The sequence below is a fragment of the Oceanisphaera sp. genome (genome assembly GCF_048268965.1).
In the GTDB taxonomy this organism is placed as follows: domain Bacteria; phylum Pseudomonadota; class Gammaproteobacteria; order Enterobacterales; family Aeromonadaceae; genus Oceanimonas.
In genome coordinates this window covers 1-25,757 of the sequence record NZ_JBLWUK010000003.1, presented here as the reverse complement: position 1 = coordinate 25,757, position 25,757 = coordinate 1, and the positions used below count along the sequence as shown (strand labels likewise).

The 25,757-nt window shown below is 55.5% G+C and carries 24 protein-coding genes, 1 tRNA gene, 1 pseudogene and 1 other annotated feature; of the genes and pseudogenes, 19 read left to right on the top strand and 7 right to left on the bottom strand.

What is annotated here, in order from left to right:
- Window positions 1–38: 38 nt before the first annotated feature.
- The 8 genes from ACN0VL_RS02635 (at window position 39) to ACN0VL_RS02600 (ending at window position 6,591) form a co-directional block, all read left to right on the top strand.
- The gene (locus ACN0VL_RS02635) at window positions 39–785 is read left to right on the top strand and encodes a heme ABC transporter permease (RefSeq protein WP_417614573.1); all 747 of its coding nucleotides are present in this window, start codon (window positions 39–41) and stop codon (window positions 783–785) included.
- Window positions 775–981 (top strand): heme exporter protein CcmD, encoded by a 207-nt coding sequence (gene ccmD, locus ACN0VL_RS02630; RefSeq protein WP_417614572.1) that lies wholly within the window; start codon window positions 775–777, stop codon window positions 979–981. Before ACN0VL_RS02635 ends, ccmD begins: the two co-directional genes overlap by 11 nt.
- Window positions 978–1,472 (top strand): cytochrome c maturation protein CcmE, encoded by a 495-nt coding sequence (gene ccmE / locus ACN0VL_RS02625; protein ID WP_417614571.1) that lies wholly within the window; start codon window positions 978–980, stop codon window positions 1,470–1,472. The genes ccmD and ccmE overlap by 4 nt, the downstream gene beginning before the upstream one ends.
- The gene (locus ACN0VL_RS02620) at window positions 1,469–3,463 is read left to right on the top strand and encodes a heme lyase CcmF/NrfE family subunit (protein WP_417614570.1); all 1,995 of its coding nucleotides are present in this window, start codon (window positions 1,469–1,471) and stop codon (window positions 3,461–3,463) included. The genes ccmE and ACN0VL_RS02620 overlap by 4 nt, the downstream gene beginning before the upstream one ends.
- Window positions 3,460–3,993, top strand: a complete 534-nt coding sequence (locus ACN0VL_RS02615) for a DsbE family thiol:disulfide interchange protein (protein WP_417614569.1) — start codon at window positions 3,460–3,462, stop codon at window positions 3,991–3,993. The genes ACN0VL_RS02620 and ACN0VL_RS02615 overlap by 4 nt, the downstream gene beginning before the upstream one ends.
- Before the next feature lie 4 nt (window positions 3,994–3,997).
- Window positions 3,998–4,465 (top strand): cytochrome c-type biogenesis protein CcmH, encoded by a 468-nt coding sequence (locus ACN0VL_RS02610; protein WP_417614568.1) that lies wholly within the window; start codon window positions 3,998–4,000, stop codon window positions 4,463–4,465.
- Window position 4,466: 1 nt separating this feature from the next.
- Entirely contained in the window at window positions 4,467–5,678 is a 1,212-nt protein-coding gene (gene ccmI, locus ACN0VL_RS02605) for a c-type cytochrome biogenesis protein CcmI (RefSeq protein ID WP_417614567.1), read from the top strand.
- A gap of 124 nt (window positions 5,679–5,802) precedes the next feature.
- Window positions 5,803–6,591, top strand: coding sequence for a VacJ family lipoprotein (locus tag ACN0VL_RS02600; RefSeq protein ID WP_417614566.1), 789 nt, complete (start codon window positions 5,803–5,805; stop codon window positions 6,589–6,591).
- A 157-nt stretch (window positions 6,592–6,748) separates the two neighbouring features.
- Here ACN0VL_RS02600 and ACN0VL_RS02595 read toward each other — a convergent pair whose 3' ends face one another.
- Complete coding sequence (locus ACN0VL_RS02595) at window positions 6,749–7,342, bottom strand: DUF502 domain-containing protein (protein WP_417614565.1); 594 nt, start codon at window positions 7,340–7,342, stop codon at window positions 6,749–6,751.
- Window positions 7,343–7,694: 352 nt separating this feature from the next.
- Here ACN0VL_RS02595 and ACN0VL_RS02590 point away from each other — a divergent pair, with 352 nt between their 5' ends.
- Together ACN0VL_RS02590 and tyrA are read left to right on the top strand one after the other, a co-directional pair.
- The gene (locus ACN0VL_RS02590; protein WP_417614564.1) at window positions 7,695–8,765 is read left to right on the top strand and encodes a 3-deoxy-7-phosphoheptulonate synthase; all 1,071 of its coding nucleotides are present in this window, start codon (window positions 7,695–7,697) and stop codon (window positions 8,763–8,765) included.
- 139 nt (window positions 8,766–8,904) lie between these two features.
- Entirely contained in the window at window positions 8,905–10,029 is a 1,125-nt protein-coding gene (tyrA, locus tag ACN0VL_RS02585) for a bifunctional chorismate mutase/prephenate dehydrogenase (RefSeq protein WP_417614563.1), read from the top strand.
- 1,281 nt (window positions 10,030–11,310) lie between these two features.
- Here tyrA and ACN0VL_RS02580 read toward each other — a convergent pair.
- Window positions 11,311–12,459: pseudogene (locus ACN0VL_RS02580) on the bottom strand (chorismate mutase); the annotation flags it as partial.
- Between the two features lie 36 nt (window positions 12,460–12,495).
- Window positions 12,496–12,631: a sequence feature (Phe leader region), on the bottom strand.
- Window positions 12,632–12,861: 230 nt separating this feature from the next.
- A complete protein-coding gene (gene hpf / locus ACN0VL_RS02575; RefSeq protein WP_417614562.1) occupies window positions 12,862–13,233 on the bottom strand; it encodes a ribosome hibernation-promoting factor, HPF/YfiA family in 372 nt (123 codons plus the stop codon).
- Window positions 13,234–13,557: 324 nt separating this feature from the next.
- On the opposite strand from hpf, the gene ACN0VL_RS02570 reads away from it, so the two are divergent.
- The gene (locus ACN0VL_RS02570) at window positions 13,558–15,465 is read left to right on the top strand and encodes a transglycosylase SLT domain-containing protein (protein ID WP_417614561.1); all 1,908 of its coding nucleotides are present in this window, start codon (window positions 13,558–13,560) and stop codon (window positions 15,463–15,465) included.
- Window positions 15,455–16,300, top strand: a complete 846-nt coding sequence (locus tag ACN0VL_RS02565; protein ID WP_417614560.1) for an NAD(P)-binding domain-containing protein — start codon at window positions 15,455–15,457, stop codon at window positions 16,298–16,300. The genes ACN0VL_RS02570 and ACN0VL_RS02565 overlap by 11 nt, the downstream gene beginning before the upstream one ends.
- A gap of 57 nt (window positions 16,301–16,357) precedes the next feature.
- Here the strand turns inward: ACN0VL_RS02565 and yjjX are convergent, their stop codons facing one another.
- Entirely contained in the window at window positions 16,358–16,891 is a 534-nt protein-coding gene (gene yjjX / locus ACN0VL_RS02560; protein ID WP_417614559.1) for an inosine/xanthosine triphosphatase, read from the bottom strand.
- Window positions 16,892–16,971: 80 nt separating this feature from the next.
- Between yjjX and yciA the strand changes: the two genes are divergently transcribed.
- Together yciA and ACN0VL_RS02550 are read left to right on the top strand one after the other, a co-directional pair.
- Window positions 16,972–17,370, top strand: a complete 399-nt coding sequence (gene yciA, locus ACN0VL_RS02555) for an acyl-CoA thioester hydrolase YciA (protein WP_417614558.1) — start codon at window positions 16,972–16,974, stop codon at window positions 17,368–17,370.
- A gap of 1 nt (window position 17,371) precedes the next feature.
- Entirely contained in the window at window positions 17,372–18,208 is an 837-nt protein-coding gene (locus ACN0VL_RS02550) for an endonuclease/exonuclease/phosphatase family protein (protein WP_417614557.1), read from the top strand.
- A gap of 628 nt (window positions 18,209–18,836) precedes the next feature.
- On the opposite strand, the gene ACN0VL_RS02545 is transcribed toward ACN0VL_RS02550, so the two are convergent.
- Together ACN0VL_RS02545 and gloB are read right to left on the bottom strand one after the other, a co-directional pair.
- The gene (locus tag ACN0VL_RS02545; protein WP_417614556.1) at window positions 18,837–20,234 is read right to left on the bottom strand and encodes a LysM peptidoglycan-binding domain-containing protein; all 1,398 of its coding nucleotides are present in this window, start codon (window positions 20,232–20,234) and stop codon (window positions 18,837–18,839) included.
- A gap of 64 nt (window positions 20,235–20,298) precedes the next feature.
- A complete protein-coding gene (gloB, locus tag ACN0VL_RS02540; RefSeq protein ID WP_417614555.1) occupies window positions 20,299–21,087 on the bottom strand; it encodes a hydroxyacylglutathione hydrolase in 789 nt (262 codons plus the stop codon).
- Window positions 21,088–21,167: 80 nt separating this feature from the next.
- On the opposite strand from gloB, the gene ACN0VL_RS02535 reads away from it, so the two are divergent.
- Window positions 21,168–21,890: a class I SAM-dependent methyltransferase gene (locus tag ACN0VL_RS02535; RefSeq protein WP_417614554.1), complete on the top strand. Its 723-nt coding sequence runs from the start codon at window positions 21,168–21,170 to the stop codon at window positions 21,888–21,890.
- Here the strand turns inward: ACN0VL_RS02535 and rnhA are convergent.
- Complete coding sequence (gene rnhA, locus ACN0VL_RS02530) at window positions 21,878–22,339, bottom strand: ribonuclease HI (RefSeq protein WP_417614553.1); 462 nt, start codon at window positions 22,337–22,339, stop codon at window positions 21,878–21,880. The genes ACN0VL_RS02535 and rnhA overlap by 13 nt on opposite strands.
- Before the next feature lie 142 nt (window positions 22,340–22,481).
- On the opposite strand from rnhA, the gene dnaQ reads away from it, so the two are divergent.
- The 4 genes from dnaQ (at window position 22,482) to ACN0VL_RS02510 (ending at window position 25,628) form a co-directional block, all read left to right on the top strand.
- The gene (gene dnaQ / locus ACN0VL_RS02525; RefSeq protein WP_417614552.1) at window positions 22,482–23,210 is read left to right on the top strand and encodes a DNA polymerase III subunit epsilon; all 729 of its coding nucleotides are present in this window, start codon (window positions 22,482–22,484) and stop codon (window positions 23,208–23,210) included.
- Complete coding sequence (locus tag ACN0VL_RS02520) at window positions 23,198–24,385, top strand: hypothetical protein (RefSeq protein WP_417614551.1); 1,188 nt, start codon at window positions 23,198–23,200, stop codon at window positions 24,383–24,385. The genes dnaQ and ACN0VL_RS02520 overlap by 13 nt, the downstream gene beginning before the upstream one ends.
- Before the next feature lie 124 nt (window positions 24,386–24,509).
- Window positions 24,510–24,586: transfer RNA gene (locus ACN0VL_RS02515), tRNA-Asp, on the top strand.
- Window positions 24,587–25,274: 688 nt separating this feature from the next.
- Window positions 25,275–25,628, top strand: coding sequence for an HAD family hydrolase (locus tag ACN0VL_RS02510; protein ID WP_417614550.1), 354 nt, complete (start codon window positions 25,275–25,277; stop codon window positions 25,626–25,628).
- The last annotated feature ends 129 nt before the right edge of the window (window positions 25,629–25,757 follow it).

Sequence of the window (25,757 nt, the reverse complement as noted above, 5' to 3'; positions counted from 1 at the left end):
TTAACCCATGTTCATTATAAAAAAGGTCTGTGAGCAATATGTGGAAATGGTTACATCCTTACGCCAAACCAGAGCAAGCCTATCGGCTGGCGGGGCTTTGGCTACCCTGGTTTGCCGCGTTCAGTGTGGTGTCGTTTGCCATCGGCCTGGTGTGGGGGCTGGCGTTTGCCCCGGCTGATTATCAGCAGGGCGATGCGTTTCGCATTATCTATATTCATGTGCCTTCGGCCATTTTGTCGATGGGAGCCTATTCCTCCATGGCCATCGCCGCCTTTATCGGTCTGGTGTGGCAGATAAAAACCTCCGACATGGCGGTGGCCGCCATCGCGCCGGTAGGGGCGGTCTTTACGGCGATTGCACTGTTTACCGGTGCCGCCTGGGGCAAACCCATGTGGGGTGCCTGGTGGGTATGGGATGCCCGGCTGACCTCCGAACTGATCCTGCTGTTTCTCTATTTAGGCGTGATTGCCCTGTATAACGCGATTTCCGACAAGGTGCTGGCAGGCCGGGCCGCCGGTATCCTGGCACTGGTGGGCGTGATCAATCTGCCCATTATTCATTACTCGGTGGAGTGGTGGAATACCCTGCATCAGGGGGCCAGCATCACCAAGTTTGCCCGGCCTTCCATTTCCAACGACATGTTGTGGCCGCTGTTGATCATGATAGTGGCCTTCAGCTGCTTTTTGGGCGCCGTTACCCTGCTGCGACTGCGTAATGAGTTGATTCGGCGTGAATCGCACCGACCCTGGGTGCTGAAGTTGGCGGAGGAACAGCATGAAGTTTGATACCTGGTCTGAATTTTGGGCCATGGGCGGTTATGGCTTTTATGTGTGGCTGTCTTTTGGTTTCACCCTGGTGGCCCTGGTGGGAATTGTTATCTCTTCCATGGCGACCAAAAAAAGCCTGCTGCGCGCAGTAAAACAGAAACAGGCTCGGGCCCAACGCCGCAAGGCAGCCCGGAAGTTGGAGAATACACTATGAATCCCAGACGTAAAAAACGCATGGCCCTGCTGCTGGCAGTGGTACTCGGACTGTCGGTGATGACCGGATTGGTGCTCTATGCACTGCAGCAGAATATCGACTTGTTCTATACCCCCACCGAGTTGGTACAGGGCAAGGGGAAAGAGCAAATCAAGCCTGAAGTGGGCCAGCGGCTGCGCATTGGCGGCATGGTGGTGCCGGGGTCGGTGAGCCGGGATCAGGAAAGCCTTAAAGTCAGCTTCGATCTGGTGGATGCAGGCGGCGAAGAGATTACCGTGACCTTCAACGGCATTTTACCGGACCTGTTTCGTGAGGGGCAGGGCATAGTCGCCCAGGGGCATCTGGCCGATGCCCGCACCATTACCGCCTTTGAAGTCTTGGCCAAGCACGATGAAGAATACATGCCACCGGAAGTGGCAGAAGCGCTGAAGGGAATCGAGCACGTTAAACCCGAATACACACCCGCGCAGCTTGAAGGAAGTCGGTCATGAGTTCTGCAATCGATTCGGTGAGCCAGACCCTTGGCGTCATTCCGGAGATAGGACAGTTCAGTCTTATTCTTGCCCTGGCGGCCAGTGTGATACTGAGTATTTATCCCCTGATAGGGGCCTTTCGTGGCAACACCGGCATGATGCTGCTGGCGCGTCCTCTGGCCTACGCCATGTTTGGCTTTCTGCTGGTGTCGTTTGCCTGCCTGACCTGGGCCTTTATCGACCACGACTTTACCGTGTTATACGTCGCCTCCAACTCCAACAGCTTGTTGCCGCTGGAATATCGTATTTCTGCGGTATGGGGCGCTCACGAAGGCTCACTGCTGTTATGGGTGTTGATTCTAGCCGGGTGGGCCGCCGCCGTGGCACGCTTTAGCCGCACCCTGCCGCTGGATGCGGTGGCGCGGGTGCTCAGCGTGATGGGCATGATTGGCGTGGGCTTCCTGCTGTTCGTCATAGTCACCTCCAACCCCTTTGAGCGTACCTTGCCGTTCTTCCCGATTGACGGCCGCGACCTGAACCCGCTGCTGCAGGATCCGGGGCTGATTTTTCATCCCCCCATGTTGTATATGGGCTATGTGGGCTTGTCGGTGGCCTTTGCGTTTGCCATCGCCTCGCTGATGACGGGCAAGCTGGATGCCGCCTGGGCACGCTGGTCTCGTCCCTGGACCATGGCCGCCTGGATTTTTCTGACGCTGGGTATCGCACTGGGCTCCTGGTGGGCCTATTACGAGTTGGGCTGGGGTGGCTGGTGGTTCTGGGACCCGGTAGAAAACGCTTCCTTCATGCCCTGGCTGGCGGCCACCGCCTTGATCCATTCGCTGGCGGTCAGTGAAAAGCGCTCTACCTTTAAATCCTGGACAGTGTTGCTGGCGATCATGGCCTTTTCACTGAGCTTGCTGGGCACCTTTCTGGTGCGTTCCGGGGTCCTGGTGTCGGTGCATGCCTTTGCCTCCGACCCCACTCGTGGCTTGTTTATCCTGATCTTCTTCATGCTGGTGGTGGGTAGCTCTTTGCTGCTGTACGCCATCAAGGGCGCCGAGGTAAAAAGCCACGGCAAGCACGAGCTGGCCAGCCGGGAAAGCCTGTTGCTGGGCAACAACATCATGCTGATGGCCGGCCTGGTGGTGGTGCTGATTGGTACTATCTTGCCCCTGGTACACAAAGAGCTGGGGCTGGGCAGCATTTCGATTGGTGCGCCTTTCTTTAACAGCCTCTATGCCTGGTTGATTATTCCCTTTGGCTTGCTAATGGGCGCCGGCCCGTTATTCCGCTGGCGTCGCCAGAAAATGAGCGAAATCAACGGCAAGCTGTTATTCGCCCTGGTGGCCGGTGGGGCCATTGGGACGGCTCTGCCCTGGTATTTTTCCGATCACTTTGAAATCTGGGCGGCCATCGGCCTGAGTCTGGGCGCCTTTATCGTGATCACCAGCGTGCAGGAAACCTGGGTGCGCGCCACCCATCGCCATGGCTTTGCCACCGGCATTCGCAAGTTGGGCAACAGCCACTGGGCCATGTTCCTCGGGCATATTGGTATGGCGGTTACCCTTATCGGTATCAGCTGTACCCAGTTGTACAGCATCGAAAAAGACGTGCGCATGGCGGCGGGTGACAGCATCACCTTCTCGAGCTATACCTTTACCTTTGAAGGCACCCGGGAGGCAAACGGCCCCAACTACGAAGGCTTTAAAGGCGTGATTGCCGTCAGCAAGGATGGCAAGGCACTGCCCAAGCTCAAGGCAGAAAAACGTTTGTACCTGGTACAGCGCATGCCCATGACCGAAGCGGCCATTAGCGCCGGCTTTACCCGCGACCTGTACGCGGCCCTGGGCGAAGAGCTGGACGACGGCTCCTGGGCGGTACGTCTGTACTACAAGCCCTTTATCCGCTGGATATGGTTTGGCACCTTGCTGATGGCCATTGGCGGTGTGATTGCCATGCTGGACAAACGCTATCGCTTTGGCAGTAAAAAAGTATCGGAGGCGCTATGAATCGTCGTGTCTTGATTTTGTCCATCCCGCTGGTCATTTTCTTGCTGGGCTGCATATTTTTGTATCGAGGTCTGTATTCGGACCCCCGCAAACTGGAGTCGGTATTGCTGGATCAGCCGGTGCCGGAGTTTGCGCTGACCTCGCTGCAAAATCCGGATAAAGAATTCAGCCGGGATATTTTCACCAAGCAACCCATGTTGTTGAACGTGTGGGCCACCTGGTGCCCCACCTGTTATGCCGAACATGAATACCTGAACGAGCTCAAGGCACGAGAAGGGATCCATATTGTGGGCATGAACTACAAGGATGAAAGGACCAAGGCGCTGCGCTGGCTGAAAAACCTCGGTAATCCCTATGCCATCGACCTGTACGATCCCGACGGCAAGCTGGGGCTGGATCTGGGGGTCTATGGTGCACCTGAGACCTTCTTGATCGACAGCCGGGGCATTATTCGCTATCGCCATGTGGGGGATGTCAACGAGACGGTCTGGCAGCAAACCCTGAAACCTATTTTTGAGCAAATGGAGTAAAGCCATGCGTGTATGCTCTGTGCTGATCTTGCTGGCGAGTCTCTGGGGAGCCCCGGCCATGGCTGCCTTTGGGGTGTATGAGTTTGACTCCGCCCAGCAGGAAGAAACCTTTCGCGAACTCACCCGCGAACTGCGTTGCCCCAAGTGTCAGAATCAGGATATCGCCGATTCGGACGCCGAGCTGGCCAAAGACTTGCGCGACAAAACCTATGTGATGTTGCAAGAGGGCAGCAGCAAGCAGGAAGTCATCGATTATATGGTGGCGCGCTACGGCAACTTTATTCTCTACAAGCCGCCCTTTATGGCCTCGACCATGATCTTGTGGTTTGGCCCTGTGATCGTCATGTTGCTGGGGGGGCTGATCGTGGTTGTCCGAACGCGCAAAAAGCCGCGCAAGAATGCCGAACAAGCCTTGAGTGCCGAAGAACAACAGCGCCTGCACGAGTTGCTGAACAAAGACAAAGAGAATTGATATGACGTTATTTTGGATTGTCAGTGTCCTGCTGACGCTGTTATTGGCGCTGGTCATCATACTGCCCCTGACCCGGGGACGGGCCGAATCGAGCCAGAGTCGCAATCAGCTGAACACCGAGCTCTATAAGCAGCGCTTGCAGGAGCTGGAGCAGGATAAAGAGCAGGGCTTGCTGGAAGAGGGCGAGCAGGCTACTCAAGAGCTGCAGAAGAGCCTGCTCGACGACGTGGTGGTCGAGCAGCCGAAGCAATATCGTGCTGGCAGCTGGTTATGGTTGCCCGCCATGTTAGTCGTACTGGTGGTGGCCTATGGGGGTTATTGGCAGTTGGGCGCCTACAACCAGGTTGCACAGTGGCAAAACAATGCGGGGCGCCTGAGTGAGCTGACGCGCCAGGTATTGCTTGAACCCGATGGTGACGTGACCGAGCAGGACATGATAGATCTGATCCAGTCGCTGCGCACCAAGCTGCATGTAGACGGCGATGATTTTCGTGGCTGGTTGCTGCTGGGACGGCTAGCGCTGGAAATGCGTGACGGTGCCACCGCGCGTGATGCGCTGGAAAAGGCCATGACCCTGACCGACAAACCCGAGCAGGTGATGGTGCCGTATGCCGAGGCCCTGAGCATGACAGGTGAGGCGTTGCGAGCCGAAAACATCATCAAGCAGTTGCTGGCCAGAAATCCCGATAATCTGGAAGCCTGGTCGGTGTTTGCCTTTATGGCCATGCAGCAAGAAGATCTGGCGGCGGCCATTGCGCGCTGGCAGCAGATTTTACATCGCATGTCGCCGGATAATCCGCGCTATGCCATGATTGAACGCTCGGTTGCCTTCGCGGAACAGCGCCTGGCTGAGGGAAATCATGCTCCGGTAACGGGCCCACGTTATGAAGTGGAAGTGAATACCGCCAGTGCCATTCCCTATCATCCGGGTGCTGTGTTGTTCGTGTATGCGATTGATGCCAAAGGCGGTGACGTGCCATTGGTCGCGCAACGCATCGAAAATCCGTCCTTTCCGCTGACCATTACCCTGTCTAACGCGGATGCCATGCGCCCGAATATCAATATGAATGGCCGTGACGCCGTGATTGTCAAGGCACGCATCGCCCCCAGCGGTAATGTGACCGACACCACAGATGCCTGGGAAGGGCGCAGTAGCGTATTGAGTACCAACAAAGACAGCCAGTTGTCTATCTTTATTGATACTCCCTTATAATTTACGATAAGTGCTCTACGCTAAGACATATGCGTGAGTAATATGCAGTGAGCAATAAAACCGGTCAACAAGACCGGTTTTACACAATAATAAGATAATAACAAAAGCGATAAGGCTTAATATTATGTGGCGAGTATTAATAGTAGCGGCCGGGGTTGCCTTGACGGGGTGTTCCGCCCATCAGGGGGTGGATGTCCCTCCCAGTAATGATCCCTTCTCGAGTCAGGTACCCGCCGATTTCGGCAGAGCAACCGCCGACGATCCTCGGGACCCTTTCGAGCCGGTCAACCGTGGCGCCTGGGTCATTAACTATGACGTCCTCGAGCCTTATGTGGTGCGTCCGGCGGCTCATGCCTATGCCGACTATGTGGCCGAGCCGGTCAGAGACGGCCTGCAGAACGTGGTACTTAACCTTGAAGAGCCGGCCAGCTTTGTTAACCATCTGATCACCGGTGATATACCGGGGGCCGGAACCAACCTGGCGCGTTTTGGTGTCAACAGTACCGTAGGAGTGCTGGGCTACTTTGATGTGGCAGAAAAAATGTCATTGCCGCGCCGTTCCAAGGATTTCAGTCAGGTACTGGGGCAACTGGGCATAGGTGACGGGCCCTACCTGATGGTTCCCGTGCTGGGACCCACCACGCTGCGACAGCTTTCTGGCGACATGGTCGACAGCCTCTATTTTCCGTACGACGTGATGAGCTTCGCCATGCGTACCGGAAAGTGGGCGCTTGATGGCCTCTATCAGCGCAGCGAGCTGATAGAGCGAGAGCCCATTATCGACAACGCACTCGATCCTTATGGTCTGACCAAAGACCTCTATCTGCAGTATCAGGATACCAAGATAGGCAAGGAGTTCGAGCCTGCCTCCAGCGAAGAGCTCGATGCCTTCATGGACGAAATAGACGGCTAACGGAAAGCGTTAAGCGATCAGCTTGGAGCTGGAAGAAAACCTAAACACCCCGCACCTGATTCAAATAGGGCGGGGTGTTTTGTTTTAGCCGTCATCCTGACGTAACCAAGGTGTGAGGCCAAACTTGGGTCACTCCTCACTCCTCACCCTTCACGGCCTAGCTTTTCCCGGTAATACCACCGCTGACAATAAAGGTGGTCATCTTGCTGGCGGCGACGTCCAGCAGCTGGACTTTGTCTTTATCGACCACCAGCAGGTTGCCGGCAAAGTTATACGACTGGGGCAGGTACACGGCCACCTTGCCGGGCAGGCCAAACTCCGCCATGTCTTGCCGGGTGATAAAGCCCAGCACTTGCACCTCGCCATTCATCAGGCTGACCGCGACCGGTTGGTTCAAACGTTTGTTCTGTCCCAGCAGGGCGTTGAACAAGTCTTGCAGCGAGTGATACACCAGCTTGACCAGCGGGATGCGTGTTAATACCTTGTCGAACAGCGACAGAAAGAACTGACCGAAGTAAAACGAAGCAAACATGCCGGTCAGAATGATCACGCTCAGGGTAATCAAGCCTCCGGCCAGATCGGCCAGCCAACCGGCTTCCAGGGCGGGCACCACCAGGAGCAACAATGAGCCGATGGCGGAAAAAAGCGTTTCGTTGAGTACGGTAAAAATCAGATAAACCAGATACACAGTGAGTACGAACGGCAGCAGGATCAACAGACCCTGAAAGAAAAACCGTAAAAGGCGTTGCATGATAAGCTCCAATCAACAGAAGCGGCATCATGGCAGATCCCGCGTTTAATAACAGTGTTTAAAGCCGGGCCTTAGCCATAAGTTGACGGTAGCAACCCGGGCAGGCGGTCAGTCACTTGTGCTGTGGCACCGCGTTGGCCGTGCCACACCGGGTGTTCTCGCTGCTTTTATACTCACTTGGGCTAAACCGCGTGAAATAAGCGGTTTTTACTGACAAACAAGCTTTGCAAGGTGGCCCGGCCTTGATAAGGTAAATGTGGTTGCGTAAAAAACAAATAGCCAGATGTCAAACAAGAGGCGATATTTGTTTTTATCTATTCGTAAAGTTTTGTTTACATGTGAGGATGTCATCATGCAGAAAGACACACTGAATAATATTCGTATTCATTCCGAAAAGGTAATGATTACCCCCGCCGAGCTGAAAGCCAAGTTGCCGATCTCTCAACCTGCGCTCGACTTCATCGGCCAGGCTCGCCAGACCCTGTCTAATATTATTCAGCGCAAAGATCACCGCCTGATGGTGATCTGTGGTCCTTGCTCCATTCATGACGTAGACGCAGCCAAAGAGTACGCAACCCGCCTCAAAAAACTGCATGATGAATATAGTGATAGCCTTTATATCGTAATGCGCGTGTATTTTGAAAAGCCGCGCACCACAGTCGGTTGGAAAGGCTTTATCAACGATCCTCACCTGGATGGCAGCTTTGATATCGAACAGGGCCTGCACAAGGCGCGTGAGCTGCTGGTCTGGCTGGCCGAACTGGAGCTGCCCCTGGCCACAGAGGCGCTGGATCCCATTAGTCCGCAGTATCTGGCCGAGCTGTTTTCCTGGTCTGCCATAGGTGCGCGTACCACAGAGTCGCAAACCCACCGTGAAATGGCCTCGGGCCTGTCGATGCCGGTTGGCTTTAAAAATGGCACGGACGGCAATTTAGGCACGGCCATCAATGCGCTCAAGGCGGCGTCCGAGTCACACGCCTTTATGGGCATCAATCAGCAGGGACAGGTGGCACTACTGGTCACCCAGGGCAATCCGGACGGCCATGTGATCTTGCGGGGCGGCAAACAGCCCAACTATGACTCAGTGAGCATTTCGCTGGCCGAAAAAGCCATGTCCGGTGCCGGCCTGACGCCCAACCTGGTGGTGGATTGCAGCCACGGTAACTCGAACAAAGACTACAGCCTGCAGCCACTGGTCACCGAAAACGTGGTGCATCAAATTCAGGAAGGTAACCAGTCCATTCTGGGGATCATGCTGGAATCGCACCTGTTTGAAGGCAACCAGTCGAGCGAGCAGCCTCGCAGCGAAATGCGCTATGGGGTATCCATTACCGATGCCTGCATAGACTGGGACACCACCGCCGACTTATTGCAGCGTTGTCATGAACAGTTAAGCGCTCCGTTAAAGGCTCGTATTCGCTGAGTGAGTTATTTAGAATAATGCTTATGTAACAAAATGATGTGCCTGACGACCCGGGGCAATTGTTGTCGCTGTTTGTTCACAGGCATAATGGAGCACCGTGTCCGGGATGGGCCGGTGCTTTTGTAATTGGGATGGACCAATGGTAGATGAATTAGCAGTCCTGAGGGACCAGATAGACGAAGTGGATCAGCAGCTGGTTGCCCTGTTTGCCAAGCGCCTCAAACTGGTGGCGGGCGTGGGCGAGGTGAAAAGCCGTCAGGGGGTGCCTATTTATGCTCCCGACCGCGAAGCCGCCATGCTGGCCAAACGCCGGGCCGACGCCGAAGCGCAGGGCGTGCCCCCGGATCTTATCGAGGACGTATTGCGCCGCGCCATGCGCGAGTCGTATGCCAGTGAAAAAGAGACCGGCTTCAAATGCATGCAGCCGACACTGGGCAAAGTCGTGGTCGTGGGCGGAGCCGGGCAGCTGGGGGGCCTGTTTGCTCAGCTGCTGACCTTATCCGGCTATACAGTCGAGATATTGGAAAAAGACGGCTGGGATCAGGCCGAGGCACTGCTCAGTGGCGCCGGCCTGGTGGTGGTGGCCGTGCCCATCGATCAAACGGTAGCCGTGATAGAGCGCCTGCCCACACTGGATGAGCGGTGCATTCTGGTCGACCTGACCAGTATCAAGGCCGAGCCCCTGGCGGCCATGCTCAAGGCGCACCAAGGCCCGGTGTTGGGGTTGCACCCCATGTTTGGCCCAGATGTGTCCAGCCTGGCCAAGCAGGTGATTATTTACAGCGAAGGCCGTGGTAGCGAACAGTATGAATGGCTGCTGGCGCAAATGCGCATCTGGGGTGCCCGTTTGCAGGTGGTGAATGCCGAAGAGCACGACCAGGCCATGAGTCTTGTGCAGGCCCTGCGCCACTTTACCAGCTTTGCCTACGGCGCTCATTTGTGTGCCGAGCAGGCAGACTTGTCGCAGCTGTTGCGGCTAAGTTCACCGATTTACCGATTGGAGCTGGCCATGGTGGGCCGACTGTTCGCACAGGATCCTGTGCTGTATGCCGACATTATCTTGTCGTCACCCCGCAACCTCGAGATGATCCGCCGCTATCACACGCATTTTGGCGAGTTGTTGACTCAGTTAGAGCAGGGCAAACGCGAGGCCTTCGTCGAGCAGTTTGCTACCGTGAGTGAGTTTTTTGGCGATTATGCCGACATCTTCCTCAAAGAAAGCCGCAACCTGTTAGCCCAGGCCAACGACAGCCGCATAAGCTAACCACGCTCGGCACCACTGCTAGATAAAAAAACACCGAATCCAATAGGTTCGGTGTTTTTGATTGTGCTGGGAGTGCTGTAGTAAGAGAGCTTCTATCTCCTTTAAGTGCTTTTTTGCCACGGAATCCACTGACCCCACGGAAGCAGATCTAGGGACCAAAAGCGACAAGAGCATATTATTTGTAAAACCTTACCCATTAATTATCTGCTTTTCTTTCTTGGTATTTTTCCGTGGGTTCTGTGCTTCTCGTAGTAAAGAGTCGTGGCGAGAAAGATCCCGCTTCCTCTCTTGTCATTCCCACGAAGGTGGGAATCCAGGGCCAGTGGCGCAGCTCTGTCAGCCTGCGCTTCTCCTGCAAAGACACTGGATCCCCGCCTTCGCGAGGATGACGATAAAGGCAAACCAGCACCAAAAATCACATCAGTTATAAGTGATTACTTATCTTAATTTTTCCGTGGGTTCTGTGGATTCCGTGGCGAAGAAGTCTTTGGTCTTTAAAAGCAATCAGCCCCAGTATCCACATCGGTTATGAGATATTACTTAATCCTGATATAACCGCTGTGCCAGTTGCTGCAGGGGCTGCAGGTCGTCTTCTGTGGTGATTTCCAGGTAAAAACCCTGCACACCGGCGTTTTTGAGTGCCTGCCCCAGCTTGGGTAGCAGGCTGTCCTGTCCCGCAAGCTGACTGAGCAGTGGTAGCCGGCTGTGTTGCTGCAAGCGCAGCAGGGTGGCCAGGGAACGGCCCTGGGTATCCAGCAGGGCCAGCTGCTGGTTGCCTTCTGCCAGTACCTGCTCTGCTTCGGCCAGGGTTTGTTCCTCGCTGTCGGCCAGTGGCAATAACACCGGGCGCGTGCAGCGACCGGCGGCGGCCAGCAGCTCGCTCCGGCGACCATCGATAGGTTGCAGTAACAAGGCATCCAGTGACTCGGCCGCGCGATTTAGCTGCTCTGGGGTATGCACGGGTGTCAGGGCGGCCAGATCAAACTGGGCGGCCACTTCACGCAACTGCTGCAGGCGCTCCTGCTCTTGCTGCAGGTCACCCTGTGCAAAGCAGGGAGCAGCCAGAATCTGGCCACCCTGTTCTTTTAGGCGACGTGCCGTTTCTTGCAAGGCGCCATATTCGGGCCAGCTGTCCAGTTGCGCAATTAATACGGGCTCTTGCTGACTCATGTGAAAGCGACCCAGCTGCAACGACAGCATAGCGGTATTGTCGTACGGCACACTCACAGGCGCAGGGGTTAAGGCTTGATGCTGATCTTTGCTCCGGCTCAATACCCTGGACGGAATGCGCGTGGGCGCCACTTCGGCACTGGGGTAGCAACCCAGAATTTTAATGAAGCGTACTATGTCTTTCAGCTCGGCCAGGGCCGATTGCATGTGCGCACTGTTCACGTTGGCCGCCACATCCACATAGAACATTTCTTCCCATGGATTGCCGATAATGGGGCGAGATTCCAGCTTGGTCATGGTGATGTCATGGTTGCGCAGCACCAGCAGGGTTTCTACCAGGGCACCACTTTGCTGACCGGTCGACATGATAAAGCTGGTTTTGGCCGGAATTTGGGCGGCAACTTCCACCGGCTTGCGCGCCACTACAATAAAGCGGGTCATGTTCTGCTTTTGGTTGGCCAGCCCGGTAACCAGAGGTTTGAGACCGTGCAGGGCACCGCCGTCGGCACTGCCCATGGCACCAATGTCGTCGCGCTGCTGATTGGCCACCAGCTCCATGGCGTTGGAGGTGGCGGCACAAAACTCTACATTAACCTGAGGCAGTGTCTTTAAATACTGGGAGCACTGTTGATACACCTGAGGGTGGGTGTAGAGGGTTTTCAGCTTGCTGACATCCGTGTCTACTGCCACCAGCAGGCAATGCTCTATGGGTTGCGTCAGCTCGCCCACAATGGACAGGCTGGTGTGCTGCATGAGATCGAACACATCGTTAATGGCGCCGGAGCTGGTGTTTTCTATCGGCAAAATACCGTACTGGGCCTGGCCCGACTCAACGGTGTCAAAAATTTGCTGAAAGGTGTCGCAGTTGTGCTCAACCAGGTTGGCCTTGAAGCGAGTCAGGTATTTGCGGGCCGCCATATTGGAGTAGGAGCCGCGCAGCCCGAGAAACGCCACGCTGATGGCGGGGGTATCATCTTGCGGGTTCAGCAGGTCTTGCAGCAGAGCCTGTTGCGACAGCACCGAGTCTTCAATAATGGTGTGATAAATTTGCGTCACATAATGCGCATCCAGGCCCAGGGTGCGCCCCTGATTGATCAGGGTCTCCAGCAGGGCCTGCTCTCGTTCCTGATCTCGAATGGGGCGGGGGTTTTGCAACTTGCTGCGCGCCACGTCCAGACTCAGGGCCTTGCGCTTGGCCAGCAGGGTCAACAGCTCTTTGTCCAGGCTGCTGATATGGATTCTAATCTCATCCAGATTCATGAATAGGGCTTCCCTTGTACCTAAAAAGTGTCACCTAAAAAAAAAGCCTCCCGAGGGAGGCTTGTCTGTTCGTCTTTCGCTTGTTTCTTGCCAGACCAGATGCCTCCTAGACTAGGATGCAAAAAAGAAAGCCGCAAAAAAGCAGTGAGAGAAAAACAGCTTAACAGTCATGATGGTTCTCAACCTTGATACACACCGCCCTACAATTACTGAAAAACGGCAGCACTGGCAAGTCTTTTTGGGGAATTAGAGCAAAACAGCCCCAATTAACCGAAAAATGCCGCGTCAGGCGGGAAACGGTAAGGGGGACGAGTTAAGGGCGACGAGGAGCACAGTATGAAAAAGGCCGAATAAATTCGGCCTGATATCTTGTGACTGTGTTTGGTAGCTAACGGCTTAGTGCTACGCGGGACGGTATTCCTGTTCTTCGTCATCATCACCCAGGTCGTCTACATCGCCCGAGGTGACAGCCTGACCGGCATGGGCGCGCTGTGCCAGCGGCTTGTCGGCATAACGATTCAGCTGGCGTTCCAGTTTCTGGCCCAAATCTTTAATGGCGGCGTACAGGTTCTCGTTTTCTGCCTGCGCAAATAGGGTATCGTTTGGTATACCAGCGGTCGCTTCCACTAGGTAGTTCTGGCCTTCTTTTTGAATAATGACGTGAGGGGTGATCAGCGCAACCTGGCGCCGAGTGAGTTTTTCGAAGCGACTCTCAATCCGTTCACGGATGGCGGGAGAAATGTCGATAACGGTACTGGTAATAGTGATGGACATAAAATACCCCCTGGGTGTTCCTTTGTTTATGTACAGCTTCAGACTACCCTGACCGCGGCTTAATAATGTGATCTGAATCAACTTTTTATGGCCCTGGCGCCAATAGGGCCTAAAACTGTGACTCAGTCGCCGCTACCGCTATTTAGCGCTTGTCAGTACAGCCTGAAACCAGTCAGACTCGAACGGATAAATTGCTCCGCCCTGTGTTTACCTTAGCAGCAGATCCCATATTGTCTCGTGAAAAGAGATTATTTTCTGTACCCCATTGGCAGTGTCGACGCTATTACTTAGGATAGCTCTCTATTCGCTGGAAAGGGGTGCGCCGTGAGAGTCTGGTTAGGAGTGGGGCTGTTGCTGTTGGGCTTGAGTGTCAGTGTTCAGGCATCGTCGTTGCGTGAACAATACCGTCAGGCCGAGCAAGCGCTGAAAAAAAATGATGAAGCGCGCTTTCATCAGTTGCGCAAGGGGCTGGACGATTACCCCCTAACGGTTTATCTGGACTTTCAATATCTTGCCGATCGCCTCTCCAGCCTGAGTACGTCTCAGGTCACCCGGTTCATGAGGCAGCATCCCGACTCGCTATTGGCCGAGCGGTTAGAAGGGCGTTACCTGTATCGCCTGGCGCGAGAACAGCGCTGGAAGGAATTTTTAACCTTCTATCCCAAACTGCCCAACAGCATTGCCTTGCAGTGCGCCCATTACCGGGCCAAGTGGGCCACGGGTGACAGGGCCACGGCCATGGCCGGCGCCAAACATCTCTGGTTGTATGGTCACTCCCGGCCCGATAGCTGCGATCCCTTGTTTGCCAACTGGCAGCAAGCCGGTGGTCGCACCGACGAAGATATCTGGCAACGTATGCTGCTGGCCTACCAGAGCGGAGAAGACGGCCTGGTGACGTTTTTGGGGCGCCAGTTAAGCTCCTCGGCAAAGCCGGCGGGCGATTTTCTGCAGTCCCTCGGCAAGGATCCCAAACAGCTCATCAGGGGCAGCCTGGTGCCGGTCAGTGGCAAACGCCAAACAGCGGCCCTGTCCCTGGCATTGGAAAAGCTGGCCAATACCGAGCCCCAGCAGATCATGAGCCTCTACCCCAAATATCAGCGCCAGGCGGGGCTGAGTCAGCAGCAGGTAGCAGGAATAGAACAACAACTGGCTCGTCGTCTTATGTTCAACCGGACTCGAGAGTATCGCAGCTGGCTGGATAGTCGTTTGCCCGTAATGGGCAATGAAGACTTGTTTGAATTGCGCGCGCGCCTGGCAATCTGGGAGCAAGACTGGCGCAGCTTGCCTGGCTGGATTGACCGGTTATCGGTCAGAGCCCAGCAAGACAGCCGTTGGCAGTATTGGCGCGGTCGGGCGCTAAAGGCACAGAATCGCCATGCCGAAGGCGATAAAGCCTGGCAGCACGCCGCGAATAATCGCGACTATTATGGATTTTTTGCCGCGCAACAGAGCAAGCGTCCCTTCTCATTGCAAAAGAAACCTCTGGTGCCGGCACCCAGCCTGAGCCTGGCGCGCAAGCAATGGCCGGCGGTAGCCCGGGTAGAAGAGTGGCTGGCGCTGGGTAATAAAACCGCGGCCCGCAGCGAATGGTATCACCTGTTGGGCAAGGTGAATGAGGCCGACGGGCTGGCGCTGGGTAGCCTGGCGTTAAGACAGGGCTGGCACGATAAATCCATTCAGGCCAGTATTCGAATCAAGGCCTGGGATCATCTGGACTTGCGTTTTCCCATCGTCTACCGCGATATATTTCAGCGCCAGGCCAGGCATTTACGCGTGAATGAAGCGACCCTGTTTGCCATCGCCCGCCAGGAAAGTGCCTTTTACGAGCAGGCGCGTTCGCCCGTGGGGGCGGGCGGCCTGATGCAACTGATGCCTGCCACCGCCAGGGCGACCGCCAAAAAGTTTAACATCAGTGGCTTCAAGCGAGATTCGGATGTGTATATTCCTGAGGTCAACGTCCAGCTGGGCTCCAGTTACTTTAGAGAAATGCTGGACCGGTACGGCAACAACCGGATTGCCGCCATTGCCGCCTACAATGCGGGGCCAAGCCGTATCGACCGCTGGTTACGCGACAGCGGCAGCCGGCCACTGGATGTGTGGGTAGAAAACATCCCCTACCGAGAAACCCGTGGTTATGTGCAGAACGTGCTGGCATTTTCGGTGATCTACCAGGATTTTCTAGGGCAGAAACACACCTTTATTACGCCGGCGGAGCTGAATTATGTCTACTGATAACGCGATATCGACTCACGGCGGCATGACGGCCCGGCCCGGGGTGGCCATAGTGGGGCTGGGCTGGCTGGGTGAGCCACTGGCGCTGCACCTGCTGAAGCTGGGTTATGCTGTCGCCGGCAGCACCACGACCCCCGACAAGGCCGAGCGACTGGCGAAGGCCGGCATCAAGACGCAGGTGTGGGATATTAACAGCCCGCTGCCGGCCGACTGGCCGTCGGCCCTGGCGGCAGACACTGTGGTGCTGTGCGTGCCCCCCGGCAAGGTGAGGGATTATGCAGCCACGGTTGGCGGTGTTGCCCGCCTGGCCGCCAAAGGGGGCGTACAACGCTTGTTGTTTACCAGTGCCACCTCCGTATATGGCGGGCTGGGCCTGAAAACAGAAGCCGATGCAGAGCCCGACTCGGAGCGGGGCGAGCGCATGTGGGCCGCCGAGCAGGCGGTGCGCAGCAGTGGCGTTGCCGACGTGCTGTGCTTGCGGTTGTCGGGTCTGGTAGGAGGCAACCGGGAGCCGGGACGCTTTTTGGCCGGCCGCAGCTTCGAAGGGGGCGACGAGCCGGTTAATCTGGTGGCACAAGAAGACTTGCTACGCTTTATTCCGGCCATTCTGGCCAAAAGCAACTGGCCTGAAACGCTCAATGTCAGCGCCCCTCATCACCCCAGCCGACGCGAGTTTTATGGTCGGGCGGCACAGTTGCAAAACCTGCCGGAGCCACGGTTTAGCGGCGGCGGCCAGGGTAAAAGCATAGATGGTAGCGCCCTTAGCCGTTGGCTGGGGCTGGACTATCAGGTAACGGACTGGTTTTCCTGGTTGTTAGAGCGCAACACAATGTGAGGAGTGAGGAGTGAGGAGTGAGGAGTGAGGAGTGAAGTGAAGGAGGCAAGTTCCCCTTCACGCTCGGTACGGTTCGGGGTTAAGCAAGGGCGCCAGCGCCAGAATCAGGGTGTCGCAATACACCCGGCGTCTGTCGAGTAAATTTCCGGTTAATACGCCAATGGCCCCGCCCTGTTGCTTGCAGTTGCTCAAGCTGAACAGGCGGTCCATGGCGTGCCCCAGCTCTTCTCCGGCGAGCACCGCCCGAGCGACAAACGGCGGTAACGTCAGGCTGGCACTGCGGCTGGCATTATCCAGTCCGGGACCCAGCACCTGGATCCAGGCAAAGGTCATGCTGTGTTGGGGGGTATGCTCTATGCCACCCTCCATCCCAATCCAGAGATCGGCATCGGGCAGGGCAGCCTTGGCCGCCAGGGCTCGCTGGCGGGCGCCTTGACAGGTTTCGCCGTCACTCATGGGTTGCGCGGCCACGCCAGAAGGCACCGAAATGCCGGAGATATCACAGTCTTGATCCGGAAAAACCTGTGCCAATGCCAAACGCGCCGCGTCAATTTTAGCGGGGTTCAGTGACGCTATAACCACTTTCATCATACTTTTTCCTAACTAGTGACTGCCGACCGGCCGGCGTATAATTATGCCACTTTTTACACTCAAAAAGAGAGAACAGTGCAATGAATGACCAAGCAGAGCCCAGGGGTGACCTATTGATGCGCACCATGGCAATGCCCGCTGACACCAATGCCAATGGTGATATTTTTGGCGGCTGGATCATGTCGCAAATGGATTTGGGTGGTAGCTTGTTGGCGAATGAAGTGGCTTTGGGACGAGTAGGCACCGTTGCGGTGAGCGAAATGAATTTCTCGCGGCCGGTTAAAGTGGGTGATGTGGTGTGCACCTATGGTGAGCTGGTAAAAGTAGGGCGCACTTCAATTACGGTACGGGTAGAAGTGTGGGTCAAGCCGGTATTGGTGCCCGAGGGCGGGCCGCGCTATCAGGTGGCGCAGGCCCAGTTTGTGTATGTGGCCATAGATGAGAATGGTCGCCCGCGCGCCGTGCAGGCGATCGCTTAAGATGCAGCGGCTCACCACGGCGTTAGCGGTAACCCTGTTGCTAAGCGGCTGCATAGAAGTGCCCGATAACAAGCTGTTAAGTGACGGTGTCCCTTCCATTGCTGGTGAATGCATTCGCCCGTCGGCGAGTAGCACCCAGGTGCTGCCGTCGAGCTTTTCACTGCTCACCTGGAATATTTACAAGCAGCAAGGGGACTGGCAACCCGAACTTGACCGGTGGCTGAACAACAGTGAGCTGTTATTGTTACAGGAAGCCAGGGCCAGTGACGAGCTGCATCGATGGATGCACCAGCAAGACTATCACTGGTTTCAGGTGGCGGCCTTTAACTGGCAAGGCATGAGCAATGGCGTGCTGACGGCGGCCAAAGGGCAGTCTACAGAAGTCTGTGGCAGGCGGCTTTTAGAGCCGATTACCCGTATCCCCAAGTCGTTATTATTCAGCTATTACTCAGTGGAAGGCTCCGAGCAGCAATTGCTGGTGGTCAACTTGCATGCCGTCAACTTTTCGCTGCGTGGGCGCACTTATAACGCCCAGCTGGACATCATTAGCGAGGCTATCGGTGATTATGCCGGCCCCGTGATAGTGGCCGGCGACTTTAACCGCTGGAACGGACGGCGAAATGCCTTTCTGGATCGTTGGGTGGCCAAAGAGGGGTTAACCGAAGCCCTGCCCAGGCCGGATGTGCGGACCCGGTTTCTGGGGTATCCGCTGGACGCCGTCTTCTATCGCGGGCTGACTCTTGAGCAGGCCCGCAGCATGGCGTCCAGCGCCTCGGATCACAGCGCCCTGCAAGTACGGTTTAGGGTATTGCCGCAGACGGCAAGCGGTGAGAAGTGAAGGGAAAACAAACTATCAGCTATCTGCCGTTAGCCTGTCTCTTAGTCACAAATACTTGTTGTTATTAGTGTGGCTTGTCAGGCAGAGGGCACTACTCCTCCGACTCGCCGTGAACCCATCCATGGGGGCTCAAACCGCGCCATCCCTGGCGCGGATGGTCGGTTGAGCAGACACCCTCTGCCTTCCCATTGACACCGGTGCCGTCGGTCAGTGGTGCTCGCCGACGACTCGGGGCCTAAAAAGAGGCGACTGGGATAGCCTCAGCCGACCATCACATGACAGGACGTCATGTGCTGAGCGTCGCAGGGATGCGGTTTAGCGTGTCGGAGGAGGCTACCCGGTTGCCTCTGGGCATTAATTCACTGATTTGTGACTAAGAGACAGGCCGTTAGCCTGTCTCTTAGTCACAAATATTTGTTGTTATTGGTGTGGCTTGTCAGGCAGAGGGCACTTGGTCGCCTCTGGGGCGTCTGCAAAGGCACTGGATCTCCGCCTTCGCGGAGATGACGGCGACAACATGAACCCGACCATTGGCTTTTCTTAAGCCGTCATCCTGACGATAGCCCGGCAAACAAAAAAACCGAACCCAGGGGTTCGGCTTTTTTTTCTTCCAGCTTAGCGCTTTAAATCAGCCCGCATTGGCGGCCACCACCAGGCTTTGCCCGGCACGCAGGGTGTGCTGATCGGCTAACCGGTTCCAGCGCAGCAGCTCATTGATACTGACACTGAAGCGGCTGGCAATGGCGGACAAAGAATCGCCGGGCTTCACCTTGTAGACACCACCGGCAGGCGTTGCTGCTGCGGCACTATAGGCCGTAGGCAGCATCAGGGTCTGTCCTATTCGAATGCGAGAGCCGCTTAAGTTATTGGCCTGGCGAATCGCCTGTATGCTGGTGCCATTACGCTGGGCAATTCTGCCCAGGCTGTCGCCGCTTTTCACCTGATAGTGCCGAAACGACTTGCGCTCTTGCTCTGGCAGGTCGGCCATGGCAATTTCAAAACTCTGGGCATGGGCAACCGGTACCAGAATTTCCGCAGGGCGAACCGGAGAGGTTGCGGTGCGTCTAAAGGCCGGATTAAGCGCTTTAAGCTGCCCGCGATTCATGCCGGCCAGATCGGCCGCCATGTTCAGGTCTACCTGGCCTTCCACTTCCACCACGGCTAACTGCGGCCGATTAGGCATGGGGGGGATGTCCATGCCGTAATGGGTCTCGTGCTTGAGGATGTCGGCCAGGGCCAACAGCTTGGGCACGTAGTTTTGCGTTTCTTTGGGCAACGACAAGGACCAGTAATCGGTCGGCTTGCCCTGGCGACGGTTGGCTTTCATTGCCCGCTGCACCCGGCCTTCGCCCGAGTTGTACGCCGCCAGTGCCAGCACCCAGTCACCATCAAAGAACCCGTTCAGGTATTCCAGATAATCGAGCGCCGCCCGGGTAGACGCCATCACATCGTATCGGCCGTCGTACCAGTTATCGTAATGCAGGCCAAAGTGCTTGCCGGTACCTTTCAGCATTTGCCACAGGCCGGCGGCATGACCATGAGAATAAGCCTTGGGGTCAAAGGTACTCTCAACAACCGGCAATAAAACCAGCTCCATTGGCATGTTCCGTTTCTCTATCTCTTCCTTGATGAGATAGAGAAACGGTCTGGCGCGTTCTGATACAGAGCGCATATAGCCTGGGTGTTTAAGGTACCACTGACGCTGGGCGACGACCCTGGGGTGATCCAGCGGCATGTCCAGCTGCATCTTGTCGGCCAGATCGAGCCACAGATCGGGCTGCTTTACTTCTTTCACCTCTGCGGCCAGGCGTTGTTGCCGGTTGGAGGAGGAGTGGGGCACCTTGCTGTAGGCGCGGCCCAGTTCGGAAGTGTGCTCGTGAATTTGCAACGACGAGTAAGCCGAGGTCGTATGATACAGCTGGCCATCGGCCGATTTTTTACTTGTGCTGTCCTGGCCGTCAGAGGAATTCAATCCCTGGCAGCCAGCCAGAAGCAAGGCGCTGGATAAGATACAGAGTCTTCTCATGGTGTTCGCATTCTCTAAAAAACGGCGGCCAGTGTATGCATTGTGAGCAATTTAATCAAGTTCGTTAAAAAGCGTCCTTCCAGCGGCGAAGTGCGGCGAACACCTTAATGTTCTCGTTTAGCTCTGCGCCTTCATGAGCTTGAGCCGATGCCTTGACACCCTCCAGGTGCGGTCGCAGAAAGACATTAATGGCTTTTTCCTGGCCGATTGAACTGGGCAAAGTAGGTATGCCTTGCTGGCGTAATTTGGCGACTTTTTGGAGGTATTTTTGCAGCTCGACGTTGTTGGGCTCAACGGCATGACAAAACGCCAGGTTGGCTTGTGTGTATTCGTGGGTGCAATACACACGAGTGGGGTCGGGCAGGGCGGCAAAGCGTGTTAACGAATGGTGCATCTGCTCTGCCGTGCCTTCAAACAGGCGACCACAGCCCCCGGAAAACAGGGTGTCACCACAAAACAGCAGCGGCTCACCGGCCACGCCGTTAGCTTCGTAATAGGCGATGTGCCCCAGGGTATGACCCGGAACCGCCATGATCTCGAACTCCAGGCCCAGCTCGGGCAGGGTGACGTGATCGCCATCACTCACGGCAATGGCGCCCTGGGCGGGCAGGGGTTCGCTGGCCGGGGCATAGACCCTGGCTTGCGGCCAGTTATCCAGCAGCGCCTCAACTCCCCCGGTATGATCATGATGATGATGGGTAATCAAGATGCCGGTGAGTGTCAGCTCCCGCTCGGCCAGGACCTGTTCAACCGGAGCGGCCTGGCCCGGATCAACCACCACCGCTTGCTTGTTATTCGTTATCAGCCAGATATAGTTGTCTTGAAATGCAGGAATGGGACTAATGTTAACCATATTTCTGTCCTTAATGTTGATGTAGGGGATTAGGGGCCCGAATAGCGATAGACCCTAGCTTACCAGAGGCATAAATATTGATGAAATCTGCCGGTACGCCTACCCACTGGCAACAGTTGCTGCGAGGGCCGTACCTTGCCGAACAACTACAGCGGCGTCTGGATGAATGGGCACCCGCACTGTTTGGCTTTAACTTGCTGAAAGTCGATGCCCTGAGTGCGGCCTTGTCACTGGACGGCAGTCGGCTGCTGCATTCGGTATATTTGAGCCAGAGTGAAGCGCTGGAGCAAGCCGCAACCAACGCAGATCTGGTTGGGGAGGCCACCGCCATGCCCTTTGCTCCCGGCAGCCTGGATGCCTGCCTGTTGGCACATGTGCTGGACTTCAGCGAGCACCCTCATGCCATCCTGCGCGAGGTGGAGGGGGTGTTGCGTGACGATGGCTGGCTGATTATTGCCGGCTTTAACCCCTACAGCAGTGCGGGCCTGGCCAGCCTGCTGCCCAAGGTGTCCCGCCAGCTCCCTCGCTGGCAGCACATGGTGTCGCCAGGGCGGCTGGAAGACTGGTTAAAGCTGCTGGGGTTCGAGGTGATCAATCGTGACTATTTTGGCTTTAGCAGCCTGTTTGAGCTGTCGATGGGTGGGCAGTGGCGACGCCGGGTGTATCCGCACTATTGCCCGTCACTGTCTGCCGTTTACATTATTATGGCGCGCAAACGTCGTTACCCGTTAACGCCCATTCGCCAGTTTAAACCCGCGCCACAGGTGCTGCGTCCGGGCATGGCTTATCATCAGGCCGAGTAACCGACGTCCTCGAGGTTTGCATCCTTTTCTGCCGCCTCACGGGCCAGGTCATCACAACGTTCGTTTTCCGGGTGGCCGGAATGCCCCTTAACCCAGTGCCAGGTTACCTGGTGGCGCTGGCAGAGCTCATCGAGCCTTTTCCACAGGTCCACGTTTTTAACCGGCTTTTTGGCCGACGTTTGCCAGTTTTTACGCTTCCAGCCGTGAATCCACTGGGTAATGCCCTGGCGAACATATTGGCTGTCTGTGGTTAAATCCACCGCACAGGTATCGCTGAGCGCCTCGAGCCCGGCAATGGCGGCCATCAGCTCCATGCGATTATTGGTGGTTAGCCGATAGCCGCCGCTCAGCTCTTTGCGGTGTGCTTTATAAACAAGTACGGCTCCATAGCCTCCGGGGCCCGGGTTACCCAGGCAGGAGCCATCGGTATACAATTCAATCTTTTTCATAGACTTTCGCAATCGCCAACAATTGGGCGGCAGTCTGCCACAGCAGCCGTGAAAAGACAGCCAAAAACCGGTATTGCTCGCCGGTAGCATAGCGGGTGGCAGTTATTTATACTGACCCTAGACTCGGATAAGGAAAAGAAACATGAACCAGCAAGGCCATCAACGACAAATCGTGCTCGATACCGAAACCACGGGTATCAACACGGACGCGGGCCCACACTACATGGGTCACAAGGTGATTGAAATTGGTGCGGTTGAGGTGGTTAATCGCCGGTTAACGGGGCGGCATTATCATGTTTATCTCAAGCCGGATCGAAAGGTAGACGAAGAAGCCATTACCGTGCATGGTATTACCGATGACTTTTTGGCCGACAAGCCGCCGTTTTCCGCCGAAGTCGATGCTTTTTTACAATTTATTGCTGGCGCCGAGCTGATTGCCCATAACGCCCCCTTCGACGTGGGCTTTTTAGATTACGAGCTGAGCCTGATCGGGCGCAAAGAGCGCATGGCCGATTTGTGCAAAATCACCGATACCCTGGCCATGGCGCGCAAACTCTATCCGGGTAAACGTAATAACCTGGACGTGCTATGTACGCGCTATGGCATAGACAACAGCCACCGTACCTTGCACGGCGCCTTGCTGGATGCCGAAATACTGGCAGACGTTTATCTGTTGATGACGGGGGGCCAAACCAAGCTGAATTTACAAAGCGACAGCCAGCAGCAAGATGATAGCGGCGCTATTCGCCGCTTGAGTCGCGACCGGGCACCGTTAAAAATCATTCGTGCCGACAGCCAGGAATTGCAAGATCATGAGGCACGACTCGATCTGGTGATGAAGAAAGGAGGTAGTTGTTTATGGCGCAGTTGATCGCTCGTTGTTTGCTGATGCTCCCCTTGTTGCTGGTCACGCAAACCGGCCTGGGCAGCGAACAAAGTGCACGCTGGTTAAATAATACCTTTCGTATCGACCCCTCTATCTCCGCCGTTACCTTGCTCATTGAGCGAGAGCCAGGCGACGAAGCCGTGATATTGATTCGCCCCGATGGCAGCAAATACTATCAGCATCGACACCCCGACCATGTAAGCTGGTTCAGTACCGCCAATCGAGATGTCATCACCCTGCGGCAGCCAGAACCGGGCCCCTGGCAGGCAACCGGGATAATCAATAAAAACAGAAGTATTTCTTTGCTCAGCGAGTTTGAATTGGCGCTAACGCCGGTCGCCGAGCGGCTCTACCAGCAGGAAGTCCTCAAACTGAATGCCGAGCTGCGCCATGACGATGCCCGGTTAGATGCCAACTATTACCTGCAAGACTTGTCACTGCAGGCGCAATTAATAGATCTGGAAAGCGACCCGGATACGCGCACTCCTCCCGAGCCCCTGGTGGTGGGACAGTTTCTTGACGATGGCCTGGGTCTGGATGCCCACCCAGGTGACGGCAAGCTTACGGCCGAAGCCATTATTGATACCTTGCCAGGCGAATATCTGTTTCAGGCGCTAATAAGCAACCAGGTGCTGGCGCGCGCCCGGGAGCAAAGCGTATTCATCAATCCCATGCCGATTCAAGTTCACTTTTCCACACCGGATGCACAAGGACAGTGGCACCTGGAGTTGACGGCAGATAAAACCTTGGCTGCCGACACCCTGGTGATTATCGGGGAACTCACCACGCCCTCTGGCCGACAGATACCTGTTTCCGGTAGTGGCGAGCGTATTGAGCTGCCCAAGGCACAGAAAGACGGGGAGTACTACTGGCAGGGGCGGGCCTTCGTGACAACACAAGAGGGGCGGGAAATTCAGCTGAACTTGCCCAGGCAGCGTATTCACGAGAACCCGCCCGTGATCGCAGCGGCCGGTATCGCTCCTGGCGTTGCGGCTGATGTCGATATTGATGGCGCTGGCGACGGTGATGATAAGCCGATGCCGCTAACCTATCAGATAGCGGCCGGTATCATATTGGTGCTGATGCTATTGCTGGTTGGTTGGTTTTTGCGCAAACGAGCAGTCGGCAAGCGTCAAAACAGCGAGGAACAACCCAGTTAATCGTGTGATTCAGGTGTTAGTGGGTGAAAATTGGTCGAACGCTATAAAATAGTGATTTTTAGTGTTGACCTCATAACAAGTTGGCCTTAATATAGCACCCGTCTGAAGCCAAGCTGCAGACGCTGGAGTGGTAGTTCAGTTGGTTAGAATACCGGCCTGTCACGCCGGGGGTCGCGGGTTCGAGTCCCGTCCACTCCGCCAACTTCTAAAAGCCCTGATCTTATGGTCAGGGCTTTTTTCATTATGGCTTCGTGGACACACTGGATGAAGTCGGCGCTGCGCTTCTCCGCCCTCAAACGCGATGCGTTTGCCACCCCGCCAACTTCAAATAAAAAGGCCATCCGAAAGGGTGGCCTTTTTATTTGTGGCTCCGTGGACACACTGGATGAAGTCGTCGCTGCGCTTCTCCACCCTCAAACGCGGTGCGTTTGCCACTCCGCCACATTTTAAAAGCCCTGACCTTATGGTCGGGGCTTTTACCTTTTCAGAATCCAGTAAATTCCACCTTTCTCTTGTTGTCAAACCGCCTCTCGTGACCAAACCGTGACCACTTGGTGACCATCAACCTGTTTTGACCGGTGTTTAACAGGAAGGTTATCTTCTCTAGTGCTCCAACCCACTTCATACAATTCTGGAAAATACCGGTTCAAAATTCGAGTAAATGGTCGTTTTTATAAGCCCGGTTAAATTAGTGTTAGTGCGATCTCGTATAGTGTAACCATGCGCAACAGGCCAGCATCCTTCCTGTTCGATGCATTAGATGGTTTATTTCTGCTGGGGATTAGCGTACTCATAGTCTCTGAGAGGGCGGTTACCTTACTGCTGCTATAGTGCCATCGTTAGGCAAGGCGTTAATATTTAGATACGTATTTTACTCGTGGGAAGCTCAGTGATTACTCGACTCAGTGATTTAAAACTTAACGATATTCGTGGTGTTATCTTCGATCTTGATGGCACCCTGGCCCACTCTAACCCAGATTTTGTGGGGCTGCGCGCTGAGCTGGGTATTGGCCCAGACTCGGATATTTTGGCTTATGTTGATGGTCTTAGTGACGAAAGTGCGCGACATACTGCGCTGGAGATAGTCCATGATTATGAAATAAAAAGCTCGCTTACGGCGACTTGGGTGGAAGGCGCGCGGGAACTTATCGAGTATTTACAAGCTCAATCACTGCCCCTGGCTATTTTGACCCGCAATATACCCGAAGCCGCCCAGATGACCATTAATAGGCTGGGCACATAGCCAGGTTCTTAAGCATTAAAAAAATCGTAAATGTCACGTAACCCCTTGCCCTGCTTCGATTTACTTTGCTGCGATGGTTGAGCGTTTCGTCGTAAATATTTGAAAGCCCAGTCCAGGTGATGCTCTATT

Excerpts from the sequence above, each read along its gene's own strand:
- ACN0VL_RS02635 (WP_417614573.1), top strand. The coding sequence starts at position 39 with ATGTGGAAATGGTTACATCCTTACGCCAAACCAGAGCAAGCCTATCGG.
- ccmD (WP_417614572.1), top strand. The coding sequence starts at position 775 with ATGAAGTTTGATACCTGGTCTGAATTTTGGGCCATGGGCGGTTATGGC.
- ccmE (WP_417614571.1), top strand. The coding sequence starts at position 978 with ATGAATCCCAGACGTAAAAAACGCATGGCCCTGCTGCTGGCAGTGGTA.
- ACN0VL_RS02620 (WP_417614570.1), top strand. The coding sequence starts at position 1,469 with ATGAGTTCTGCAATCGATTCGGTGAGCCAGACCCTTGGCGTCATTCCG.
- ACN0VL_RS02615 (WP_417614569.1), top strand. The coding sequence starts at position 3,460 with ATGAATCGTCGTGTCTTGATTTTGTCCATCCCGCTGGTCATTTTCTTG.
- ACN0VL_RS02610 (WP_417614568.1), top strand. The coding sequence starts at position 3,998 with ATGCGTGTATGCTCTGTGCTGATCTTGCTGGCGAGTCTCTGGGGAGCC.
- ccmI (WP_417614567.1), top strand. The coding sequence starts at position 4,467 with ATGACGTTATTTTGGATTGTCAGTGTCCTGCTGACGCTGTTATTGGCG.
- ACN0VL_RS02600 (WP_417614566.1), top strand. The coding sequence starts at position 5,803 with ATGTGGCGAGTATTAATAGTAGCGGCCGGGGTTGCCTTGACGGGGTGT.
- ACN0VL_RS02595 (WP_417614565.1), bottom strand. The coding sequence starts at position 7,342 with ATGCAACGCCTTTTACGGTTTTTCTTTCAGGGTCTGTTGATCCTGCTG.
- ACN0VL_RS02590 (WP_417614564.1), top strand. The coding sequence starts at position 7,695 with ATGCAGAAAGACACACTGAATAATATTCGTATTCATTCCGAAAAGGTA.
- tyrA (WP_417614563.1), top strand. The coding sequence starts at position 8,905 with ATGGTAGATGAATTAGCAGTCCTGAGGGACCAGATAGACGAAGTGGAT.
- hpf (WP_417614562.1), bottom strand. The coding sequence starts at position 13,233 with ATGTCCATCACTATTACCAGTACCGTTATCGACATTTCTCCCGCCATC.
- ACN0VL_RS02565 (WP_417614560.1), top strand. The coding sequence starts at position 15,455 with ATGTCTACTGATAACGCGATATCGACTCACGGCGGCATGACGGCCCGG.
- yjjX (WP_417614559.1), bottom strand. The coding sequence starts at position 16,891 with ATGATGAAAGTGGTTATAGCGTCACTGAACCCCGCTAAAATTGACGCG.
- yciA (WP_417614558.1), top strand. The coding sequence starts at position 16,972 with ATGAATGACCAAGCAGAGCCCAGGGGTGACCTATTGATGCGCACCATG.
- ACN0VL_RS02550 (WP_417614557.1), top strand. The coding sequence starts at position 17,372 with ATGCAGCGGCTCACCACGGCGTTAGCGGTAACCCTGTTGCTAAGCGGC.
- ACN0VL_RS02545 (WP_417614556.1), bottom strand. The coding sequence starts at position 20,234 with ATGAGAAGACTCTGTATCTTATCCAGCGCCTTGCTTCTGGCTGGCTGC.
- gloB (WP_417614555.1), bottom strand. The coding sequence starts at position 21,087 with ATGGTTAACATTAGTCCCATTCCTGCATTTCAAGACAACTATATCTGG.
- ACN0VL_RS02535 (WP_417614554.1), top strand. The coding sequence starts at position 21,168 with ATGAAATCTGCCGGTACGCCTACCCACTGGCAACAGTTGCTGCGAGGG.
- rnhA (WP_417614553.1), bottom strand. The coding sequence starts at position 22,339 with ATGAAAAAGATTGAATTGTATACCGATGGCTCCTGCCTGGGTAACCCG.
- dnaQ (WP_417614552.1), top strand. The coding sequence starts at position 22,482 with ATGAACCAGCAAGGCCATCAACGACAAATCGTGCTCGATACCGAAACC.
- ACN0VL_RS02520 (WP_417614551.1), top strand. The coding sequence starts at position 23,198 with ATGGCGCAGTTGATCGCTCGTTGTTTGCTGATGCTCCCCTTGTTGCTG.